General features: G+C 41.6%; 22 protein-coding genes. All 22 read right to left on the reverse strand.

Features of this window, described 5'->3' with window-relative positions; all coding sequences use genetic code 11:
• Positions 1-32: 32 nt before the first annotated feature.
• Positions 33-896, reverse strand: a complete 864-nt coding sequence (locus LD028_RS16150; RefSeq protein ID WP_237812360.1) for a site-2 protease family protein — start codon at positions 894-896, stop codon at positions 33-35.
• Positions 889-1,620, reverse strand: coding sequence for a peptidoglycan DD-metalloendopeptidase family protein (locus tag LD028_RS16155; protein WP_237812361.1), 732 nt, complete (start codon positions 1,618-1,620; stop codon positions 889-891). The genes LD028_RS16150 and LD028_RS16155 overlap by 8 nt, the downstream gene beginning before the upstream one ends.
• A gap of 87 nt (positions 1,621-1,707) precedes the next feature.
• Positions 1,708-2,514, reverse strand: coding sequence for a septum site-determining protein MinD (minD, locus tag LD028_RS16160; protein WP_006320437.1), 807 nt, complete (start codon positions 2,512-2,514; stop codon positions 1,708-1,710).
• A 2-nt stretch (positions 2,515-2,516) separates the two neighbouring features.
• Entirely contained in the window at positions 2,517-3,209 is a 693-nt protein-coding gene (minC, locus tag LD028_RS16165; protein ID WP_309240413.1) for a septum site-determining protein MinC, read from the reverse strand.
• 37 nt (positions 3,210-3,246) lie between these two features.
• A complete protein-coding gene (gene mreD, locus LD028_RS16170; RefSeq protein ID WP_237812362.1) occupies positions 3,247-3,771 on the reverse strand; it encodes a rod shape-determining protein MreD in 525 nt (174 codons plus the stop codon).
• Entirely contained in the window at positions 3,768-4,628 is an 861-nt protein-coding gene (gene mreC / locus LD028_RS16175; RefSeq protein WP_237812363.1) for a rod shape-determining protein MreC, read from the reverse strand. The genes mreD and mreC overlap by 4 nt, the downstream gene beginning before the upstream one ends.
• 19 nt (positions 4,629-4,647) lie before the next feature.
• Positions 4,648-5,670, reverse strand: a complete 1,023-nt coding sequence (locus LD028_RS16180) for a rod shape-determining protein (RefSeq protein WP_006320433.1) — start codon at positions 5,668-5,670, stop codon at positions 4,648-4,650.
• A gap of 84 nt (positions 5,671-5,754) precedes the next feature.
• Complete coding sequence (gene radC / locus LD028_RS16185) at positions 5,755-6,429, reverse strand: RadC family protein (protein WP_006320431.1); 675 nt, start codon at positions 6,427-6,429, stop codon at positions 5,755-5,757.
• A 28-nt stretch (positions 6,430-6,457) separates the two neighbouring features.
• A complete protein-coding gene (locus tag LD028_RS16190; protein WP_006320430.1) occupies positions 6,458-7,027 on the reverse strand; it encodes a Maf family protein in 570 nt (189 codons plus the stop codon).
• A gap of 111 nt (positions 7,028-7,138) precedes the next feature.
• Entirely contained in the window at positions 7,139-7,921 is a 783-nt protein-coding gene (locus LD028_RS16195; RefSeq protein WP_237812364.1) for an SPOR domain-containing protein, read from the reverse strand.
• A gap of 105 nt (positions 7,922-8,026) precedes the next feature.
• Positions 8,027-8,467 (reverse strand): type II secretion system protein, encoded by a 441-nt coding sequence (locus LD028_RS16200; protein ID WP_129000642.1) that lies wholly within the window; start codon positions 8,465-8,467, stop codon positions 8,027-8,029.
• A 13-nt stretch (positions 8,468-8,480) separates the two neighbouring features.
• Positions 8,481-9,107 (reverse strand): type 4a pilus biogenesis protein PilO, encoded by a 627-nt coding sequence (gene pilO / locus LD028_RS16205; protein ID WP_237812365.1) that lies wholly within the window; start codon positions 9,105-9,107, stop codon positions 8,481-8,483.
• Positions 9,104-9,685: a PilN domain-containing protein gene (locus tag LD028_RS16210; protein WP_237812366.1), complete on the reverse strand. Its 582-nt coding sequence runs from the start codon at positions 9,683-9,685 to the stop codon at positions 9,104-9,106. Before LD028_RS16210 ends, pilO begins: the two co-directional genes overlap by 4 nt.
• Positions 9,669-10,637 (reverse strand): type IV pilus biogenesis protein PilM, encoded by a 969-nt coding sequence (gene pilM / locus LD028_RS16215; RefSeq protein WP_237812367.1) that lies wholly within the window; start codon positions 10,635-10,637, stop codon positions 9,669-9,671. Before pilM ends, LD028_RS16210 begins: the two co-directional genes overlap by 17 nt.
• A 12-nt stretch (positions 10,638-10,649) precedes the next feature.
• A complete protein-coding gene (locus LD028_RS16220) occupies positions 10,650-11,399 on the reverse strand; it encodes a prepilin peptidase (RefSeq protein ID WP_237812368.1) in 750 nt (249 codons plus the stop codon).
• 49 nt (positions 11,400-11,448) lie between these two features.
• Positions 11,449-11,976: a prepilin-type N-terminal cleavage/methylation domain-containing protein gene (locus LD028_RS16225; protein WP_237812579.1), complete on the reverse strand. Its 528-nt coding sequence runs from the start codon at positions 11,974-11,976 to the stop codon at positions 11,449-11,451.
• A gap of 76 nt (positions 11,977-12,052) precedes the next feature.
• A complete protein-coding gene (locus LD028_RS16230; protein ID WP_237812369.1) occupies positions 12,053-13,264 on the reverse strand; it encodes a type II secretion system F family protein in 1,212 nt (403 codons plus the stop codon).
• A 6-nt stretch (positions 13,265-13,270) separates the two neighbouring features.
• Positions 13,271-14,305 (reverse strand): type IV pilus twitching motility protein PilT, encoded by a 1,035-nt coding sequence (locus LD028_RS16235; protein ID WP_237812370.1) that lies wholly within the window; start codon positions 14,303-14,305, stop codon positions 13,271-13,273.
• Between the two features lie 10 nt (positions 14,306-14,315).
• A complete protein-coding gene (locus LD028_RS16240) occupies positions 14,316-15,977 on the reverse strand; it encodes a GspE/PulE family protein (RefSeq protein WP_237812371.1) in 1,662 nt (553 codons plus the stop codon).
• Positions 15,974-17,218: a VanW family protein gene (locus LD028_RS16245; RefSeq protein WP_237812372.1), complete on the reverse strand. Its 1,245-nt coding sequence runs from the start codon at positions 17,216-17,218 to the stop codon at positions 15,974-15,976. Before LD028_RS16245 ends, LD028_RS16240 begins: the two co-directional genes overlap by 4 nt.
• 13 nt (positions 17,219-17,231) lie before the next feature.
• Entirely contained in the window at positions 17,232-17,978 is a 747-nt protein-coding gene (locus LD028_RS16250) for a PRC-barrel domain-containing protein (RefSeq protein ID WP_237812373.1), read from the reverse strand.
• Positions 17,975-19,162: a hypothetical protein gene (locus LD028_RS16255; protein ID WP_237812374.1), complete on the reverse strand. Its 1,188-nt coding sequence runs from the start codon at positions 19,160-19,162 to the stop codon at positions 17,975-17,977. Before LD028_RS16255 ends, LD028_RS16250 begins: the two co-directional genes overlap by 4 nt.
• Positions 19,163-19,168: the final 6 nt, after the last annotated feature.

The following is a 19,168-nucleotide window of genomic DNA, read 5'->3' on the forward strand; positions in this document are numbered from 1 at the left end:
TAGAAGATGATAGCATAAAAAGAAAACAATTGTCAATACGTATAAATGAAATGGCCGATCGGTTCATTTGTTCGTTTCTCATGAAAATATGCGTACAATAATTCGTTTTCGTCGAGCTCCATTTCCATTTGATTTTTCTTTACGATAATCGCATGTTTTTTTCCGCGATGAAACAAAAGAAGGACGCGAAATAACGGATCATTTGCATCAACGACAAGACGCTTTAACGCTCGATATTCCGTTCGTTTCCCATAGTAACGTTCAAGTAAGAAACGGATCCATACGTACGTTCTTTGCTTCCATTCAAACCAAATAGCATGCGCTAAAAAAAGACCAATGATCCATAAATTCATGTGCGCCGGTGCGACGACCAATAAAGCAATAAAATATATAATCAAGAAAAGGAAGGAGAAATAAAGCGTTTGCTCATGCGCACGCCGAAACGACGTACGCGCTGTGCGATAAAGGAACATTAGCTTTCCTCCATCAAGCGGCCAAATCGGCAATAAGTTAATAAGTAAAATAGATAAATTATATTCAATAATCTGTTGATACCATTCATTAGATAACATGTTTGCCTCGTGAGCGATATATGCCATAAAAAAAATAAATATGTGCTGAAACGGACCTGCTAGTGTTACGATCAATTCTTCATGAAACGGACGATTTCCGTGCTCATCTATCTCCGCTACCCCGCCAAACGGCAAGAGTAAAACGCGTTTGACACGCCATGAAAACAAATGAGCTGCAACAACGTGTCCAAGTTCGTGCCAAAGCACAATCCAAAATAGTAAAAGGAGCGTCTGAAATTGCGCAGTCATGACAGCTATCAACGCAACAAACCAAAAGAGCGGATGAATATGAATGTTCATAAATATAGCTACCCATTTATTCAAAGGAAATCACCTGAACCGGATCAATGAAGCGATCCCCTTTTTTAACGGCAAAATAAAATACACTTTTCTGATTATTCGCTTCCGCCTTCCCTACTTCTTTTCCCGCTTCAATAAAATCATATAACTTTACAGAAATAGCTGATAATTTTCCATACCACGTTTCACTTCCGTCTGCATGTTGAATAATGACCGTTTTTCCATACGGTTCTTTCACACCGGCAAACACGACAATCCCTTCTTCGACTGCTTTAATGGCTTGATTAGTTTCAATAACAACGCCTTGTCCATTATGTTCGAATGTTTCTACAACACGTGCTGAAGCAGGGAAGGCATACGTTGCAGCAGTTGTCTCTTGTTGTTTTTTTGTTTGAAAAAATGCAAGCGGCTTGCCGAATGTGTTTTCATACCATTGCGCAACGGTCGCAAATTGAAAATCTTCTTCCATCACTTGTTTGACGAATGTGCGTGCTTCTTCCATTTTCGGAGAATCATATTGAAACAAAATGGCAACGCTAAAAAATAACATCGCCGCCAAAAAACTTTTCAATAAAAATATATCTTTACGAAACAGCGGCGGCTCCCGATCGCCGTCATACGTCACAACGGTCGGATTTCCGTATTTTTCATCTTCGCTCCAATTCGTCAACATCGTTTGAACGTAGCGTTCGCGTTGCTTTTTTCGCTTGGCCATTCGTTTTCGAATATGTTCAATTCGATCGCTCACACTCCCACCCCTCTCGTCCGATTTGTATTATATGTATTTGGGAAATAGAGAAGATATGAATGAAAAAAGCACCTCCAAATGGAAGTGCTAACGAGCGCTAAACAGTTTTTTAATTTTCGAGAAAAAGCCTTTTTGTTCTTCATCATCAAGCGACATAAGCGGCACCGATTCACCGAGAAGGCGACGGGCGATGTTGCGATACGCTAGCGATGCTTTACTATTCGGATCGAGAACGATTGGTTCACCATTGTTTGATGCTTTAATCACATGTTCATCATCGACAATAATACCGAGTAAATCAATCGATAAGTGCATGACAATTTCATCAATATCTAACATATCATGATTTTTCAACATATGACTACGAATGCGGTTAATAATTAAACGTGGTCGTCTCATATGCTCTTCTTTTTCAAGCAAACCGATAATTCGGTCGGCATCGCGAACCGCTGAAATGTCTGGGGTTGTCACAACAATCGCTTCATCCGCTCCCGCGACAGCATTTTTATATCCTTGTTCAATACCTGCAGGACAATCAATTAAAATATAATCGTAATCTTGTCTTAAATCGTCAATGAGCTGTTTCATTTGTTCCGGCGTCACAGCAGATTTGTCGCTCGTTTGAGCAGCTGGCAACAAATATAAACGATCTTCAAATCGCTTATCTTTCACAAGCGCTTTTTGAACGGTGCAACGTCCTTCAACAACATCGACAAGATCGTAAATGATGCGATTTTCCAATCCCATAATGACATCAAGATTGCGCAAACCGATGTCAGTATCAACGAGACAGACACGCTTTCCTAAAAGCGCAAGCGCCGTTCCGAGATTTGCCGTCGTTGTTGTTTTGCCAACGCCGCCTTTACCAGAAGTAATAACAATCGCTTCTCCCACTGTCAAATGCTCCTTTCTAATCGGGTTAAATTCGGTCGTAAATGCATCAATAGTTGCAACCGATCGACAACAATTTGATCGTGTTCATCAATATAAGCGCACTCCATTTCATTTCCTTCGTCGGCACGATAATCTGGTGCTCGATTCATCACATCGCTAATGCGCAACTGTGTCGGCTTCATAACTGACGCAGCAATGATCGCTTGACGATTCCCATCATATCCCGCATGAGCAATGCCACGTAACGCCCCTAATACAAAAATGTTTCCTGTGGCAATGACAGTTCCGCCAGGATTCACATCACCTATTAACAGTAAATCTCCATCGACATGTAGCACTTGCCCAGAACGAATAATTTTCGCAACAGATACAATTTCATTTTTCTTCTTCCATTCTAACGCCTCTTGTTTCGTCATCACGTTGCTTACAATCGAGTGAACGATTAAGTTTTTTTTCATTCGAATCACATCGCGCAATCGCTCTTCTTGCTCACGCGTCAAATATCTGTTTCCCACATGTACATGCACCGCAACAAACGGACCTTCTTCATCGCGAGTTGTCGTCATCAACAACTCATCCACTTGTTTTAATAATTCGTCATAGGCGCACGTATCGTCGAGATACAACGTCAGTCCTTCTTTCGTTCCTTTCATCGACACATATGCTCTTTTCTCCTTGCCAGCCACGACTTTCACCTCAATGAATATTTCTCCGCATTTTTTTTGTATTCCTTCACACTGGCGACGATTCGTCCTGTTTCTCATGCCACTTTAACAACGTTTGCTTTAGCGGATAGGCGGCGACCAAAATGATTACTGTATGAATAAACAACGTTGGCAAAAAACGTGCTTGTAAAAACGTTTGAACAGACATGGTCGTTCCACCAATAACAAGTTGGATGGCGTATGCGTACCATTCGACACATGCAATCGCCACAATGGCAAAAAAAGAAGCCGTCCATGCATTTTTATGAAAAATGTTCATCGCTTTTGCGATTAAATAGGCGATGAGCGAAAAGGCAAAGGCATAAGCACCTAATAGTTCCGTATATGCTACATCGTATAATAGCCCGAAGATGAATCCGTACATCATTCCTTCTGTTTGTCCAATAAAAATCGTAATAAACACGATAAAAACGAGCAACATACGCGGAACAAGTAAATAAACATCAAATAATGGCTGTGAAAACAATTGAACAATAATGCTTTCAAATAAAAACATCACGGTCACAAGGAAAGGAAGAAACAAACGGTTCATTGTCCTTCCTCCTCTGGCGACATTTCAATTTTCCGTTTCACAATAATCACATCATCGATGTCATAAAAATTCGCTGCTGGCTTGATATAGGCAATTTGTGTAAGCCCGTACTCATCCGCAACGACTTCTTCCACTTCTCCGATAAACAATCCTTTTGGAAAAATCCCGCCAAGTCCTGATGTAAAGACACGCTGCCCTTTCTCGATTTTCGCGTCATACGGAATGCGTTTAAGCAGCAACGTCTCTCGCTCTTCATCGTATCCTTCTATTAAACCGAATACGTTTTCATCTCCTTGAATAAATGCGGAAATGCGATTTTGCCGATCTTTTGCGCTTAGCAGTTGCACCGTGGCGCTAAATGGCGATACGCTCCGCACTTTTCCGATTAGTCCTTGTGGCGTAATGACCGCCATATTTTTTTCCACACCGTGCTGTGACCCTTTATTGACAATTAACGTCTCTTCCCAACGCTCTGGATTGCGCCCAATGACTGTCGCTTGAATGGCAACAAAGTCACGTAAACTTTCTTTTTTATTCAAAAGTTCACGCAAACGTTCGTTTTCTTTTTTTAGCGATTCCACTTCCGATTGCAAAAGAACGTATTGCTCTAAATGCTCTTTTAAACGCTTGTTTTCTTCGTATGTATGGCGCAAATCATTCACATTTTCAAAGAAGCCCGCAACAAACTGTGCGGGCTTATGCACGATCGATTGCATAAAAACAACAGTGTCTTTCACAAACTTTTCCATCCAACTTAATTCGTTTCGCTCTTTCAATGAAAAACCGATCAAGGCGACGAGAACCATGATACTGACAAGCAATATGATGAGCCGTTTATTTAAGAAAAACTTCGGCATAAAAACACCTTCTTACGTATTAGCGATGGTCTCGCGCTTTATTTTTAAATAAGTGAATATGATCAAGCGCTTTTCCTGTACCGATCGCAACGCAATCGAGCGGGTTTTCGGCAATAATGACCGGCATGTTCGTTTCTTGGCTAATGACTTTATCTAAGTTCCGTAACAAAGCTCCTCCACCTGTTAACACGATGCCGCGATCCATAATATCGGCTGCAAGCTCTGGCGGCGTTTTTTCTAGCGTATTTTTTACGGAATCAACAATCGCATATACGGTATCACGCAAAGCCTCTGCAATTTCTTCCGCATGAATTTCAATCGTTTTTGGCAACCCTGTTAATAAGTCGCGACCGCGAATTTCCATGCTTCCGATTCCTTCTGGATTTCCTGCGGAACCAATTTCAACTTTAATTGCTTCTGCCGTGCGCTCCCCGATCATTAAATTGTACGTCTTGCGAATATACTGGATAATTGCCTCATCCATTTCATCACCAGCAACACGAATGGATTGGCTCGTTACAATCCCACCTAAAGAAATGACAGCGACTTCCGTTGTGCCACCCCCGATGTCAACGACCATACTTCCTGTTGGCTCCCATACAGGCAAGTTTGCTCCGATCGCCGCCGCAAATGGCTCTTCGATCGTATATGCATCACGAGCCCCTGCTTGTCTCGTCGCATCGATGACCGCGCGCTCCTCTACCGCTGTAATTCCTGATGGTACGCATACCATGACGTACGGCTTCCCAGCAAACAGGCCGCTATTTTTTGTCGCTTGCTTAATGTAGTACTTCATCATAATGGCTGTCGTTTCATAATCGGCAATAACTCCGTCTTTCATCGGGCGGAGTGCGACAACATTTCCTGGTGTACGTCCGATCATTTGCTTTGCTTCATTTCCAACCGCCACAATTTGCTTCGTATCTTTTTGGAGCGCGACAACAGAAGGCTCGCGCAAAACAATGCCTTTTCCTTTGACGTATACAAGCGTATTTGCAGTACCTAAATCTATTCCGAGATCTCTTGATCCAATGCCAAACATATTCGTATCTTCCTTTCTGAAACAAAATGCTTTCAAAAACTCATGACACTTATTATAACGCAATTACAACGAAAAGAGAACGATTTACACATATCCTTTTTCTTTTAAGCTTACATATGTTTTGTCGCCAATAATTAAATGATCGAGCAGCTCAATGCCAACGAGACGACCACATTCCACGAGCCTGCGCGTCACTTCAATATCTTCACGGCTCGGTGTCGGGTCCCCCGACGGATGATTATGAATGCAAATAATCGACGCTGCCGAACGTTTTATCGCCTCTTTATACACTTCGCGTGGATGAACAATTGATGCATTTAAACTGCCAATAAATACTGTTTTTTTATGCATCACTTGGTTTTTCGTATTTAAATATAACACAACGAAATGTTCTTGACTTAAAAAACGCATATCTTCCATGACGTATCGTGCACCGTCTTCTGGCGAGCGAATGACGTAACGATCGTCATATTGAAGTTGATGCACACGCCGACCGAGTTCAAGCGCTGCAATAATTTGAATCGCTTTTGTTTTTCCGATTCCTTTAATGCTTGTCATTTCTTCAATCGTTGCATCTTTTAGTTGGCGGAGTCCTTCAAAATGGGTGAGTAAATGTTGTGCAAGTGTGAGAACAGAATATTGTTTCGTCCCCGTGCGAAGCAAAATGGCTAACAATTCTTGATTTGATAAGCTTTGCGGTCCTTCGGAAAGCAAGCGTTCACGCGGGCGTTCATCGGGCGGAACATGACGAATAAGCATACGTTCCCCCCTCTATTTTAACCTTTTTTTAACGAAATGGACAAAATCCGAATTTTTTTAATTCGCGAGCAAGTTTAGCGATCGGCAAACCAACAACAGAAAAATAATCGCCATCGATTTTTTGAACAAAAAGCGCTCCACGTTGTTGAATGCCATATGCCCCTGCTTTATCAAGCGGCTCTTTCGTTGCAATATATGCCCAAATGTCATCGTCTGAAAGCGGCCAAAACGTCACGTCCGTCTTTTCAGCAAACGTCACGCACTCGTTTGCGGTACAAATCGCTACCCCTGTCCACACTTCATGTGTCGTTCCAGATAAACGTTTTAACATGCGAAAAGCGTCTTGTTCGCTTACTGGCTTTCCAAGCACTTCTCCTTCACATACGACAATCGTATCTGCACCGATGACGCACGCATCGCTTGCTTGTTGCCATACCGCATTTGCTTTTTTATATGCGAGCTGTTGTACAATTTCACTTGGGGATAACTTTGCATCAAACGATTCATCGACATCGCTGACGAGGATGTCAAACGGAAGTCCAAGCATATGGAGAAGTTGTTTTCGACGAGGAGAACTAGAAGCTAACACAAGTTGCATCGTCATCACCTTTCTGTCATGAGCGTTTGTTTCAAGGAAGATACACTTGTATCGTACCAAATTTATACACAATATACAACGGTTCGACAAAAAAAAGAAGCTGCCCGCTTCTTAATGTAAAACATGCAACATATGTTGTTGTGCTTCCCATAATTGTTTTTCGTCGTTGGACTGACGAAAAGCGAAAAGTGCTTCATATGCTTTTTTCATTTGTTCATTATGAGGCGAATACGACTGCAATTGTTGCCACTGTTCATTTTGAAGTTGCTGTCCATTTAATAATCGACTAATGACGGACACGACCATCACAAAAGGTTCGCTTTCTTTTTCGTCGATGGATACATTCCATGATTTCACATATGTGTCAATACCGAGCGATTCGTATAAACTTGCGATTTGCTTTGCCTCCTCTTTTGTCAATGCCATGCCTAAAAATACATAAACAGGCTGTTTTCCAATCATTACACTCGGACGTTGTTGTGCCTTTATTTTTTGTACATATACATTCGCTGCTTTTTCATCTTGAAACACTCCACCTTGAATGACAAAAACCGTTTCCGTTCGTTGCGCGATCGATGTTTCTTCTTTTTGTTCTTGTTCCAACGTCGCTGTCGATGCCGATTTATTTTCAGTTGTCGGAATGATTGTTAACACAAGGAAACCGAAGCTTGTCCCAAGAACGACTGCTAAAACAACCGCCAACATAAACGAGCGCCAAGGGGATCGTTTTGTATATCGTTTACCCGTTTCAAATGGTGTAAGCTCGTCCTGTGTTTCGTTTTGTTTATCATGTTCTTCACTCGACCATTGGGGCAACGTATTTGTTACTGTCGTGTATGGCTGTTCTTTTCCGTTCACTTTAATCACGATCGCTTTTTTCGCTGGCTTGTCCATTTTTTTCCCTCCCGCTGTCATTCTTCGCCCATCGTAACATAAAAAAAGAAAAAAAAAACGAGACATTTGTCGTCTCGTTGCGGAAGGTTTTCGTCAAATTTCGCACTACTTGTCTTGAATATCATTGACAGACAATTGATCGACAGGCACGCCGTTTTCTTTACAAATTTGCTTCGTTTCCCCTTTTAAACAAACGGCATATGTGATCGTACCGTCACTTTGTTTTGTCACAATGACGTATGAATCATCATTTGGCGGCAAACGTTTCGATGTGTATGGATCGATAATTCCTTCGAGAACCCCATCAGCGACTAATTGTTCATACGTCAATATCTCGCTTTCATTTGGCGTTAAAAACTCTACTTTTTGCGCACCAACGTGAAGCCGTGCTGCTTCATAGAGCGTATACGCTGTTGCAACAAACGCCCGATCGCGCGATTTTTTAATGATCTCAACGACAGAGACAGTCGCAATCATGACTAAAATGCTTAAAATGACGATGACAGCTAACAGTTCGATTAACGTCATTCCCCGTTCATCTTGCATTCGACCGCCCCCTTTATTGTTCCGTTAGTGAAGGAAACGGATTGCGCTTTTCGCTCGGTTGCGGTAAATCAAGTGGTGGCAATTGCTCAATCCATTGGCGCAATTCTGGTGCATAAAATGTTGATACAGTCAAGGAATAAGACAATGCTGGTACTTCATCCATAACCGTCGTCCATTCTTCATATCCGGTGAACGATAGCGAATCAACGGAAACGATACGCTTTGACCGCTCCAACGTGTCGATAAACTGTTCAAGTGCAAAATAAGAAGGAGAACGAACAGATAGATTAACTGTCAATTTTTGAATGGGTGTTGGCGGTCCTTCCACGTTTTCCCCTTCTTGAAAAGTAAGCGACAATACTTCACTCTTGGATACAACTTCTGCTTTTTCTATATTTAATAAAAACTGCTCGACAAACGGTTGAACAGGAACGCGCTTTTGCAATTCTACGATGCTCACGCGCAATTCGTCTGGCGTTTGTTTCGCTTGCAACGTTTGTAACAACTTTTTTTCGGTTTGTAGTTCCGTTTTAATTTGCTCTCTGCGGTCATCGAGCGGCTTATATATATACATATAAAGCACAAGTGACAGTAATGTAAGCAACAAAAGAGAGAGGCTAATGACTAAAGTTTTTCTCATGTTTCCCCTCCTTGTTGCTGTTTCTTCCATTCCTCCATATTTAACTGAAGCGAAAACTGTCCAATATATCGCGGCATTGTTCCTTCTTCTTCCGCCTTCCCTTCTACTGCTGTTAAACTCGTTAGTTTTACGTCAGCGATAAACGATGCTTCTTTTAATGCTTGTAAATAGGCGGCGCTTTCACGTGTTGTATCAAATTGGGCCGTTAGTTGAATGGCACCATCACGGGCGTACGAAACGCTCATTAAAAAGCCGCGCTCTGGCAATCGCTCAATCAATTCATGTAAAAACGCGACCGTATGAACAGGGTATTGTTCTGCCCATTGAATCGCTTCTTGTAACTGTGCGCCGACGGAAGCATTCGAGGCTGTTTTTTGTTTTTCTTCTTCAGCGATACGAAGCGCTTTCGTTTGATCGAGCTCTGTTTTCAATTGCGCAATTTGCTGTTCCATACGCTGAACGATGAAATAAAAGGTTGTCGCGCCAACGATCAATAAAACAGCTACCACAATCGATATCATTGGGATAATTTGAGATTTCCGTTCACGTTTTGGCAGTAAATTAATTTCTACTAACATGTCCATTACCCTCTTTTAATCCGAGTCCGATTGGTAAGTAGTAAGCAGGGTCGATCGGAAGTGGCAACGTTAACGTTTCAACAGTGACATCAAGACGCTCTTGTAACAAATGAGAGAACGTCTGAACGAGTGGATGATCGCCAGTCATAACGATGCGTGTAATTTGCGCCTCGCCTTTTTGCAGCGAAAAACGATAAAAGCTCATCACACGCTCGAGCTCTTTATATACGTCTTCAAGCTGTCGCTCTGGTTCACCTTCTTTTAACCATTTCCATCCTTCATTCGTTTTTTCCCAATATGTCCATTGTGAATCAAACGCTAACTGACGCGTGAATATTGGACGGTGCTGATGAAAGACACTGACGTTTAACGATGATAAATCAAATTGAACGAATAAAAAGTGATCGACGTCATTCGCTAAATGAAAATTGTAAAACAAACGATATAAACTAAGCGGGGAAATATCTGCGACAATCGGTTTTAATTTCACCGCCTCAAACAACTCGGCATATTGCATGACACTTGCTTCTGGCGCCGCAAACAGTAAAACGTGAAGCGCTTCTTTCGTTTTTTCAAGCACCGCATAATCGAATACCGCATCGTCAAACGGAAGTGGAATGGTCGCCCCGATTTCCATAAATAAATAGCTACGTATATCATCATATTCGATTTCTGTCGGCAATGGGATTTTACGAATGACAATGAGCGGATCAGGAACGAGAAAACGAATACGACGATGCTTCATTTTCCACATATCGACACATTGCTCCATAATATGAGTAAGCTGTTCTTCATCGACAATTTTCCCATCGCGCACAACTCCTTCTGGAAGTGGCCATTCCTCGCACGTATGCAAAACAAGCGGTTGCTTTTGTTTAAGTTCTACGTAGCGAATGACATGATCTTTTATGACGATGTTGCCTACTTTATTTTTCATCGAAAAAAACCGCATAGTTTGTTCTCCTTACATCATAACCTTAACATACGCATCGATGATCGTTTCACCAAAAAAATAAGCGACAAGTGTACCAACGACAATGGCCGGTCCAAACGGTATCGGTTCACCACGCTTCACACGCCCCATCGCCATGCCGACAAGCCCGAATATTGTCCCGATGAGCGTCGATAAAAAAAACGCTAAAATCGTCAGTTTGACCCCAAGCGCCAAACCGATCACGGCAAACAGTTTAATATCTCCACCGCCCATGCCACCTTTACTCACGAGCGCAATAAGAAATAACGTCATAAATCCGATAGCACTTCCAAGCAAACTATCCCACCACGGAGTAAGCGGCGCAAACCATAGACGCTCAATAAGAAGAAGCGGGGCGAAAAATAATAAAACACGGTTTGGAATAATCATATAATGCACATCAGAAACGAAAATAATAACGAATAAAGAAATGAGCGTCCAACTAACGGCTACTTCCGCCGACCAACCGACAAAAAGCGGGGCGAGCGCAAACAATATCGCCGTGGACAGCTCAATGAACGGATAAACAAAGGAAATGCGCGCCGAACATGCGCGACATTTCCCTTTTTGTAACACATACGAAACAACCGGAATTAATTCAAACGCCGTTAACGTTCGCTTACAATGCGGACAATGCGAACGCGGCGCAACAATCGACTCCCCTTTCGGCACCCTTAACCCGACAACGTTATAAAAAGAACCGAGAAGAAGACCGAGGAGGAAGGAAATAAAAAACAACATATGCGATCACTCTAATTGTAAATTTAAATTTGTTTATCTATCTTAATCATTATGATTGCTGCTGAATTTTGTTTACTGCATCACGTTTTAAGTCTTTTTCTTCTACAGCAGCTCCACCTGTTCCAAATACACCACGTGAGCTATTAATTAGTTTCACATAATATTTTAATTTTGTGTCTTCATTTTTTATAAGTACATAGGAATATGCTGCTTTTGGATCATCAGATTGGCCGGTAATTGGTTTGCCATCATATGAACTAGGTCCTTTTGTATATGTTGCAGTATCCCCGTCTGGATCTTTTACTGTCTCTAAATAGCCCTCGTTTTCTAAATAAGCAAGTGGAAGAACTGTATATTTACCATCAGCTGGAATTAAATCTTTATCCGCCGTTACAGCAATTTTTGCTGCGTTAATCATTTGTTGTGCGTTTGCTACATGAGCATCTTTTTTCGAGTTGTCAATTAATCCCCCAATACTCGGAATCGCGATGGCAGCGATAATTCCTAAAATAACGATAACTGCCAGCAATTCAATTAACGTTAAACCTTTTTCGTTACGAATAAATCGTTTTAACATAATTCCTCTCCTTTGCATTTTTTTGTTTTCTTTTATCATTTTACACGATAAACTATCTAGTTGAAAAGTACTAGTTTTATTGTTGAATATGATTAAATATATCAAACATTGGGACTAAAATGGATGTGACGATTGTCCCGACGACGCTAGCGAGCAATACGATCATGAGCGGTTCAATTAACGATTTTAGTCGATCGGTCGCCGCTTCAACTTCTGCTTCGTAAAAATCGGCAACTTTTGCAAGCATCGCATCAAGTGAACCCGTTTGCTCTCCGATCGCAATCATTTGCGTCACGAGCGGTGGAAACGCCCAATGTCGTTTCATCGGTTCCGTCAATGATTCCCCCCGCTCAAGTGCATCACGCGATGTGCGAATGACGCGAGCGACGACTTCATTTTCAACGACTGCTTCAACGATCGCAAGCGCCTGTAAAATCGGGACAGCGCTTGAAAAAAGGGAACTTAATGTGCGCGTCATACGAGCAAGCACCGCTTTTTGCATCATGCTGCCAAAAATCGGCATACGTAATACGATCACATCTAAATAATATTTCGTCTTTTTTTGCTTTTTTAACAATAGAAGTAAGCCGTACATGATCAACATAAGTAAAATGACGCCCCACCAATACGTTTGCATCACTTCACTTGCACGTAGCACAAACTTCGTAATCGCTGGCAAATCAGCACCGAAATCAGCAAACATCGAAACGAATGTCGGAACGACTTGAACGAGCAAAAAGATGACGACGATGACCGCAATGATGCCAACAACAACAGGATAAGCCAAAGCGGAAACAATTTTTTGTCGCGTTCGATGCACTTTTTCAAAATGATCAGCAAGCCTCTCAAGCGTTTCATCCATACTTCCGCTCGCTTCCCCTGCGCGAATCATATTGATGACGAGCGGTGGAAAAATGTTCGGATGATCAGTCATTGCTGTAGATAGCGGTTGACCGCTTCTTAATTGTTCCTCAATGTGAACAAGCGCTTTTTTTAACGCTTTACTTTCCGTTTGTTCCGCTAAAATGCGCGTAGCATCTACAATCGTCACTCCCGCTTTTAAAAGCGTCGCAAATTGACGTAAATAAATAACGAAATGTTGCAGTTTGACGGGGTTACCGAATGTAATTTCTTTCGTTAATAACGTTTGTGGCACTTCGCGTACGTCGATCACTTTCAACCGTTGTTCACGAAGTTTCATCATCACATCGCGACGTGACGAAGCAACAATCGTCCCTTTTTTTACTCGTCCGCGCATATCACGCGCTTCATAGCGAAATTGCGCCATTTGTCATCATCCTTCCTGCAAGTACGGCTCAACCGTTTCTCTTGCAATCAGTCCTTGTTGAACAAGCTCTTTAATGTTTGCCTCAAGTGTATGCATGCCAAGCGCGCGATTCGTTTGCATAACGCTCGGAATTTGATGAATTTTCCCGTTGCGAATTAAATTCGCAACGGCTGCATTGTTAATTAAAATCTCGGTCGCTGCAATTCTTCCATTTTTTTGCGCGCGCGGAAATAGTCGTTGTGAAATAATCGCAACTAAAACTGTCGCCAACTGAATGCGAATTTGTGCCTGTTGTTCTGGTTGAAATACATCAATAATTCGGTCAATCGTCGCAGGGGCACTTGACGTATGAAGCGTCCCGAAAACAAGATGTCCTGTTTCTGCGGCGGTAATTGCCGTTTGAATCGTTTCTAAATCGCGCATTTCACCAACTAAAATGACGTCCGGATCTTGACGAAGCGCCGCCCGCAAACCGTTTGCGAAATTGTTTGTATCTGTTCCAACTTCGCGCTGATCAATGACACATCCCCCGTGTTTATGCACGTATTCAATCGGATCTTCAAGCGTAATAATATGTTTGCGCATCGTTTTATTCATATAATCAATCATCGCAGCTAACGTTGTCGATTTTCCGCTCCCCGTCGGTCCTGTCACGAGAATGAGGCCTTGAGGTTTTGTGACCATCTTTTTTAATACATCTGGTAGTTGCAATTCTTCAAGCGATGGAATTTTTGTCGGCACGATACGAATAGCAAGCGATATGCAACCACGTTGTTTAAACACGTTGACACGAAAGCGTGACACGCCTGAAAGACTATATGACAAATCTAATTCGCCGTCTGTTTCAAAGCGCGTCCACATATGCTCTGGAACGATCGCTTTTGCCATTTGTTCTGTATCGGTTGGCGACAATACATCTTGCCCATATCGTTTCAAATCTCCGTTCACGCGAAAAATCGGAGGAATACCGACCGTTAAATGAATATCAGATGCTTTTAATTCAAATGCAGCACGCAACATCGCATCTACTTTTTGTTTCATCTTCATCACCTTATAAAATGCTTACACGCAACACTTCTTCTGTTGTCGTCAGCCCTTGTTTGACTTTTAATAGCCCATCATCAATTAAAAAAATCATTTTATTTTTGATCGCAATTTCACGCAATTTCGAAAGCGGTTCACCGTTTAAAATCACTTTTCGCATATCATCAGACATAACCATTAATTCATGTAGCGCGATACGCCCTTTATATCCAGTCATATTACACGTTGGACAACCGCGACCACGCATCACTTTTTCAATTTTCAAACCACGACGTGCAAAAATATCGATTTCCCGCTTTGTCGGTTCGTGTTCTTCTTGACAATCGCGACAAACGCGGCGCACGAGACGTTGGGAAACGACTCCTGAAAGCGATGTCGCAACTAAAAACGGCTCGACGCCCATATCAATTAAACGCGCGACCGTGCTTAATGCGTCGTTCGTATGTAACGTACTTAACACAAGATGCCCTGTTAAAGACGCACGAATCGCTACTTCCGCTGTTTCACGGTCACGAATTTCCCCAACCATAATAATGTTTGGGTCTTGTCGCAAAATGGAACGCAATCCTTCTGCAAACGTCATTCCGACGTTTGGATTAACTTGGATTTGGTTCACCCCTTCAAGCTGATATTCGACAGGGTCTTCAATTGTAATAATATTCACATGTTCGCCGTTCAATCGATTTAACGCGGCATAAAGTGTCGACGATTTTCCCGAACCAGTCGGTCCTGTAATTAACACGATGCCTGTTGGTTGTTCAATGAGTTGAATAAATCGCTGTAAGTTTATTTTATTAAAACCGAGCTTATTTAAATCATTTAACGCTGCTCCTAAATCAAGCACGCGCATAACGATTTTTTCGCCGTAAATCGTCGGTAACGTCGATACGCGCAAATCAATCGGATGAAAATCGATGTTCATTTTAATACGTCCATCTTGCGGAACACGGTGTTCTGTAATGTCCATATTCGCTAAAATTTTAATGCGCGCCGTTAACATTCCTTGCATATGTTTTGGCAACGCTCGCTCCGTCCGTAAAATTCCGTCAATGCGATAACGAATAACGACTTTCGTCTCATGTGGGTCAATATGAATATCACTAGCTCGCTGTTCAACTGCCATTTGTAAAATTTGATTGACAAGCTTTACGATCGGCGAGTCATCTTCAACAAGCTTCTCTTGCTCACGCACCTCTTGTTGAGGAGCGATGTTTAAAAACTCTTCAACCGTGTCGTCAATATCATAATACTTATTAATGGCTCGTAAAATATCGTCCTTTGAGGCAATCGCCACTTCGATATGAAAACCTGTCGACAGGCGCAAATCATCGATCGCAAAAAAATCCATCGGATCTGCCATCGCAACAAATAAACGATCTCCTTCTTGCTTTAAAGGAATAAGCATATTTCGTTTCGCAAATTCTTTCGGCACAAGGTTCATTAATTTCGGATCAATTGGATAACGATATAAGCTGACATGTGGAATACCGAGTTGAAACTCTAATACTTCGATTAATTGTTGTTCTGTAATATAGCCACGTTGCAACAACGCATCGCCTAATTTTTGCCCAGGGGCTTTTTCTTTTAACGTTTCTTCAAGCTGTTCTTTCGTAATGAGCCCTGCTTCAATTAACAAATCACCTAATCGTTTTCGCTCTTGCTTTTTCATGAGGTCTCATCCTCATTTCCTTTGATTTGCTCGTTTTCATTTCCCCATATGTCATCTTGTTGTGGTGGCTGCTCTGAAGGTGTGTCACTTGGGGGTAGCATTTCACTCGCTCCGTTATTAGCTCCCGCTTGTAATCCGCGCAATTCAACGCGATGAACAGGCGGATAAAAATCTTCCGAAACGAGCACCGTTTCGACTAATGTGCGGTTTCGATCGTACACTTCTTTATACAAACGAATAAGCATCCCTTTTTTTCCTTCTTCTTTTATTCGCTTTTCATTCGGCTTCAACAATGCACTATATTGCACAATCGTTTTCGGATCATAATACTCGATCGGGTCTGTTTTTAGCGCGTATTGATAAATAAAAGGTGGACCGATCAAAGTCACTTGCATTCGATCGCCTTCCATTTTCCATTCGAACGTGTACGCTCGATCGTTTGGATTAAAAAAAATAAAGTCCTTTTTATTTTGTTCAACAGCCGCTTCAAATCCTGCTTTCACTCCGTTTGGCAATACAGCGCTCGTATGCCGTTCAACAATTTCAAAATTTGTCGGTATTATCGCTTCATATAGTGCAGATGCAAATAGCGTCATCGCTTCTTTAGATATACCTAAACCTTGTTTTTTGAAAAAGTCCAAAACAGAAAATACTTGCTTTGGCTCGATTGTCATTGTTGTTTGCGATATTGCACGAAGCTCTTCATGCAATGGAATCGTGGCTTGCGATAAAACCGTTTCTTGTTGCATATCCTCCCGAACGTATTGCTGAAGCGATAGTTGAGCAGATGTAAGCGAAGCCGCTGTTTGTTCTAATTGATTTTTTACCTTCTCCACATCAATCCAATCACTTGATGCACCAATAGAAGAAATGGCTTCTTCCAACGCTTGTCCATCAACAGAAACGAGGAGAGGGGTGCGCTTTCCGCTTACCGCCTGTTTCATGCTCTCCTCGATATGAAATGAAAAATAATCCGTTTGTACCGTGGCTTCTTTTTTCTCTAGTACGAGTTTGATCGTTGCGGATTGCTTCCACTCAGTCACTTTTTCATTCATTCGTTCATACGCTTCTTCCCGTGAACGATTCGATAAATCAACAGGACCGATCATCGTTCCTTCAGCAAATGTGTCATGACTGATAAACGACTCGTACGCCCATGTTGCCACTTTTGTAGTTGTCAGTAAATATGAAACGGTCAAAAGCAACGTAAAAAACAACTTTAGCGAAACGGTTTGGCGCATGACATACGCCTCCTTACTCGACATTCATCGATAGCTCGATCACAACATCTGGCCCTTCTTCTTGTGCGCGAATAATATGTTCTTTCGTTAAAATTGTATCTTTTGAAATGAGCACTTGACCATTGACATCAACAATATCTTTTAATACTCGTTTTCCTTTTAACATATCGATTTGTTTTTGACGCAGTTCATCAAGTTCGTTATCAACTGTTTTTGGGACGATTTGTTCGATAAGAGGTTCCACTTGTGTCCCTTTTAATGTCACTAACTCATCAACGTTTGAAACGAGCGTCTGTTGTGCATCTTCATGAACAATCAACAAATCTTTTCCATACGTAATGACATGATCAGCGCGAACGATGCGCAACTCGTTTCCAATTTGCACTTCGATTCCTGTGATGTGTCCTGTTTCTTCGTCCATATAAAATTCCGTTGCTTCCCCAAGCAATTGTCCTTTTCTTGTCATAACTTTCGCTTGTTTAATCGTAATTTTTTTATTAACAAGCTCATTCGCAATCGGAATGACGTTTAAATCAAGGACAGCTCGCTCTTCTTCAACTGTTACGGCAAATTCCCCAATTCCGATCACATGTCGAAACGGAATCGCTTTCATACTAATTTCCCAATTTTCTTGATCAACGATTAGAAAATCAATCGTTCCTTTTTCTGGATTTACCACAAGAGACTTTACTTGTCCGAGTTGTACTCCGTTTTGAATACTAATGACTGGAAGACCGATAACTTGTGCGCTACTTTTCATTTTTTCCACCCCATTTTTTGTTCAGCATAATGTATCATATGTGCTAATTGTTGTTGAATAATTGGGTAACCATCATATTGCTCATACAGCTGTTTCGCAACGTGATATAATTTTTCATGTTGCTTTGAAGCAATATAATGCTCCATTAAAATATTCGCAAATGTGTAATAATCTTGTTCGTGTAAGCGAGGATGTAAATGTTTATGAATAAGCTGTTCATATTGTTCGTCCGACAACAATGGACGCATCGCGTATAAAGAAGCAAGTAAATTTTTCATGAACGGTCTCGGGAGCATATGCACCTCTTCATTGTTTTCTTCTACTGTTACAAATTCATCATCGGCCGTTCCTTGTTCTTCTTCGCTCACTTGCTCTACTGCTTCCTCAACGCTTTGAATACTTTCTTGTTCTTCTACCATATCAGCACTCGCTTCCGTATGTATATCATCGTTTTCTACAATCGGCTCGATGTTATACCATTCATCGCTCACATGCTCGCTCGTTTCTTCGACGACAGCAATCGTTTCGATGTCGAGTAGCTGACTATCTTTTTCTTCCTTCATTTCATTTTGATCATGTATAATCTCCATATTTTCTTCACTGAGCAAATCAAGCCACTGTTGTTCTGCCACGTCTTCGGTTGTTTCGTTTACACTTGTATCGTCACTGTCTACCATATGTAACGGCTCAATGACGTCATCTACACTTTCTATCGGCTCAATCATATGATCAAAGTCATTTTCACGGAGCGGTTCAATAGAGGCTTGTTGTTCAATTTCTTCAGGCCATTCCCTTTGAAACCATTCCTCATCGATGTTTTCGGTTTCTTCTTGTCGAATCTTCTCATTTTGTTGCTCGACCACCTCTTCTATAGCAGACGGTAGTTCGTCTTTTCGCTCGTCTTTTTCGTCGCCTTCAACAATTAAATCATGTTCATATATGCGCGCATAAAATAAGTGACCGAGCTTTTGTTCAAGTAAATATGTGCTTGTAACAACTAAAAGAAAAAGAAATAATGCGGCTTGCCAAAGCGGAAATTGCTCGATCGCAATCATGCCAAAAACGCTTAATAAACAAGCGACCGTTAATAAAAGTGCAATCCCTTTTTTTGTCCATCCAAAAGGCAACCGAGTATAGATGGGGATTAATATGAGAAAAAAGATCACGAAAAATAAATACGGCAAATCGCT

Source organism: Anoxybacillus sp. LAT27, from assembly GCF_022030075.1.
Taxonomy (GTDB): Bacteria; Bacillota; Bacilli; order Bacillales; family Anoxybacillaceae; genus Anoxybacillus; species Anoxybacillus kestanbolensis.

Coding starts and splice junctions, on each gene's coding strand:
- LD028_RS16225 (WP_237812579.1), bottom strand. CDS start 11,976: ATGTTAAAACGATTTATTCGTAACGAAAAAGGTTTAACGTTAATTGAA.
- LD028_RS16180 (WP_006320433.1), bottom strand. CDS start 5,670: ATGTTTGGCATTGGATCAAGAGATCTCGGAATAGATTTAGGTACTGCA.
- LD028_RS16250 (WP_237812373.1), bottom strand. CDS start 17,978: ATGAAAAGTAGCGCACAAGTTATCGGTCTTCCAGTCATTAGTATTCAA.
- mreC (WP_237812363.1), bottom strand. CDS start 4,628: ATGCCGAAGTTTTTCTTAAATAAACGGCTCATCATATTGCTTGTCAGT.
- LD028_RS16195 (WP_237812364.1), bottom strand. CDS start 7,921: ATGGACAAGCCAGCGAAAAAAGCGATCGTGATTAAAGTGAACGGAAAA.
- LD028_RS16210 (WP_237812366.1), bottom strand. CDS start 9,685: ATGTTAGTAGAAATTAATTTACTGCCAAAACGTGAACGGAAATCTCAA.
- LD028_RS16230 (WP_237812369.1), bottom strand. CDS start 13,264: ATGGCGCAATTTCGCTATGAAGCGCGTGATATGCGCGGACGAGTAAAA.
- pilM (WP_237812367.1), bottom strand. CDS start 10,637: ATGCGGTTTTTTTCGATGAAAAATAAAGTAGGCAACATCGTCATAAAA.
- LD028_RS16235 (WP_237812370.1), bottom strand. CDS start 14,305: ATGAAACAAAAAGTAGATGCGATGTTGCGTGCTGCATTTGAATTAAAA.
- mreD (WP_237812362.1), bottom strand. CDS start 3,771: ATGAACCGTTTGTTTCTTCCTTTCCTTGTGACCGTGATGTTTTTATTT.
- LD028_RS16240 (WP_237812371.1), bottom strand. CDS start 15,977: ATGAAAAAGCAAGAGCGAAAACGATTAGGTGATTTGTTAATTGAAGCA.
- pilO (WP_237812365.1), bottom strand. CDS start 9,107: ATGAGAAAAACTTTAGTCATTAGCCTCTCTCTTTTGTTGCTTACATTA.
- LD028_RS16220 (WP_237812368.1), bottom strand. CDS start 11,399: ATGTTGTTTTTTATTTCCTTCCTCCTCGGTCTTCTTCTCGGTTCTTTT.
- LD028_RS16200 (WP_129000642.1), bottom strand. CDS start 8,467: ATGCAAGATGAACGGGGAATGACGTTAATCGAACTGTTAGCTGTCATC.
- radC (WP_006320431.1), bottom strand. CDS start 6,429: ATGCTTATTCGTCATGTTCCGCCCGATGAACGCCCGCGTGAACGCTTG.
- LD028_RS16190 (WP_006320430.1), bottom strand. CDS start 7,027: ATGCAACTTGTGTTAGCTTCTAGTTCTCCTCGTCGAAAACAACTTCTC.
- LD028_RS16245 (WP_237812372.1), bottom strand. CDS start 17,218: ATGCGCCAAACCGTTTCGCTAAAGTTGTTTTTTACGTTGCTTTTGACC.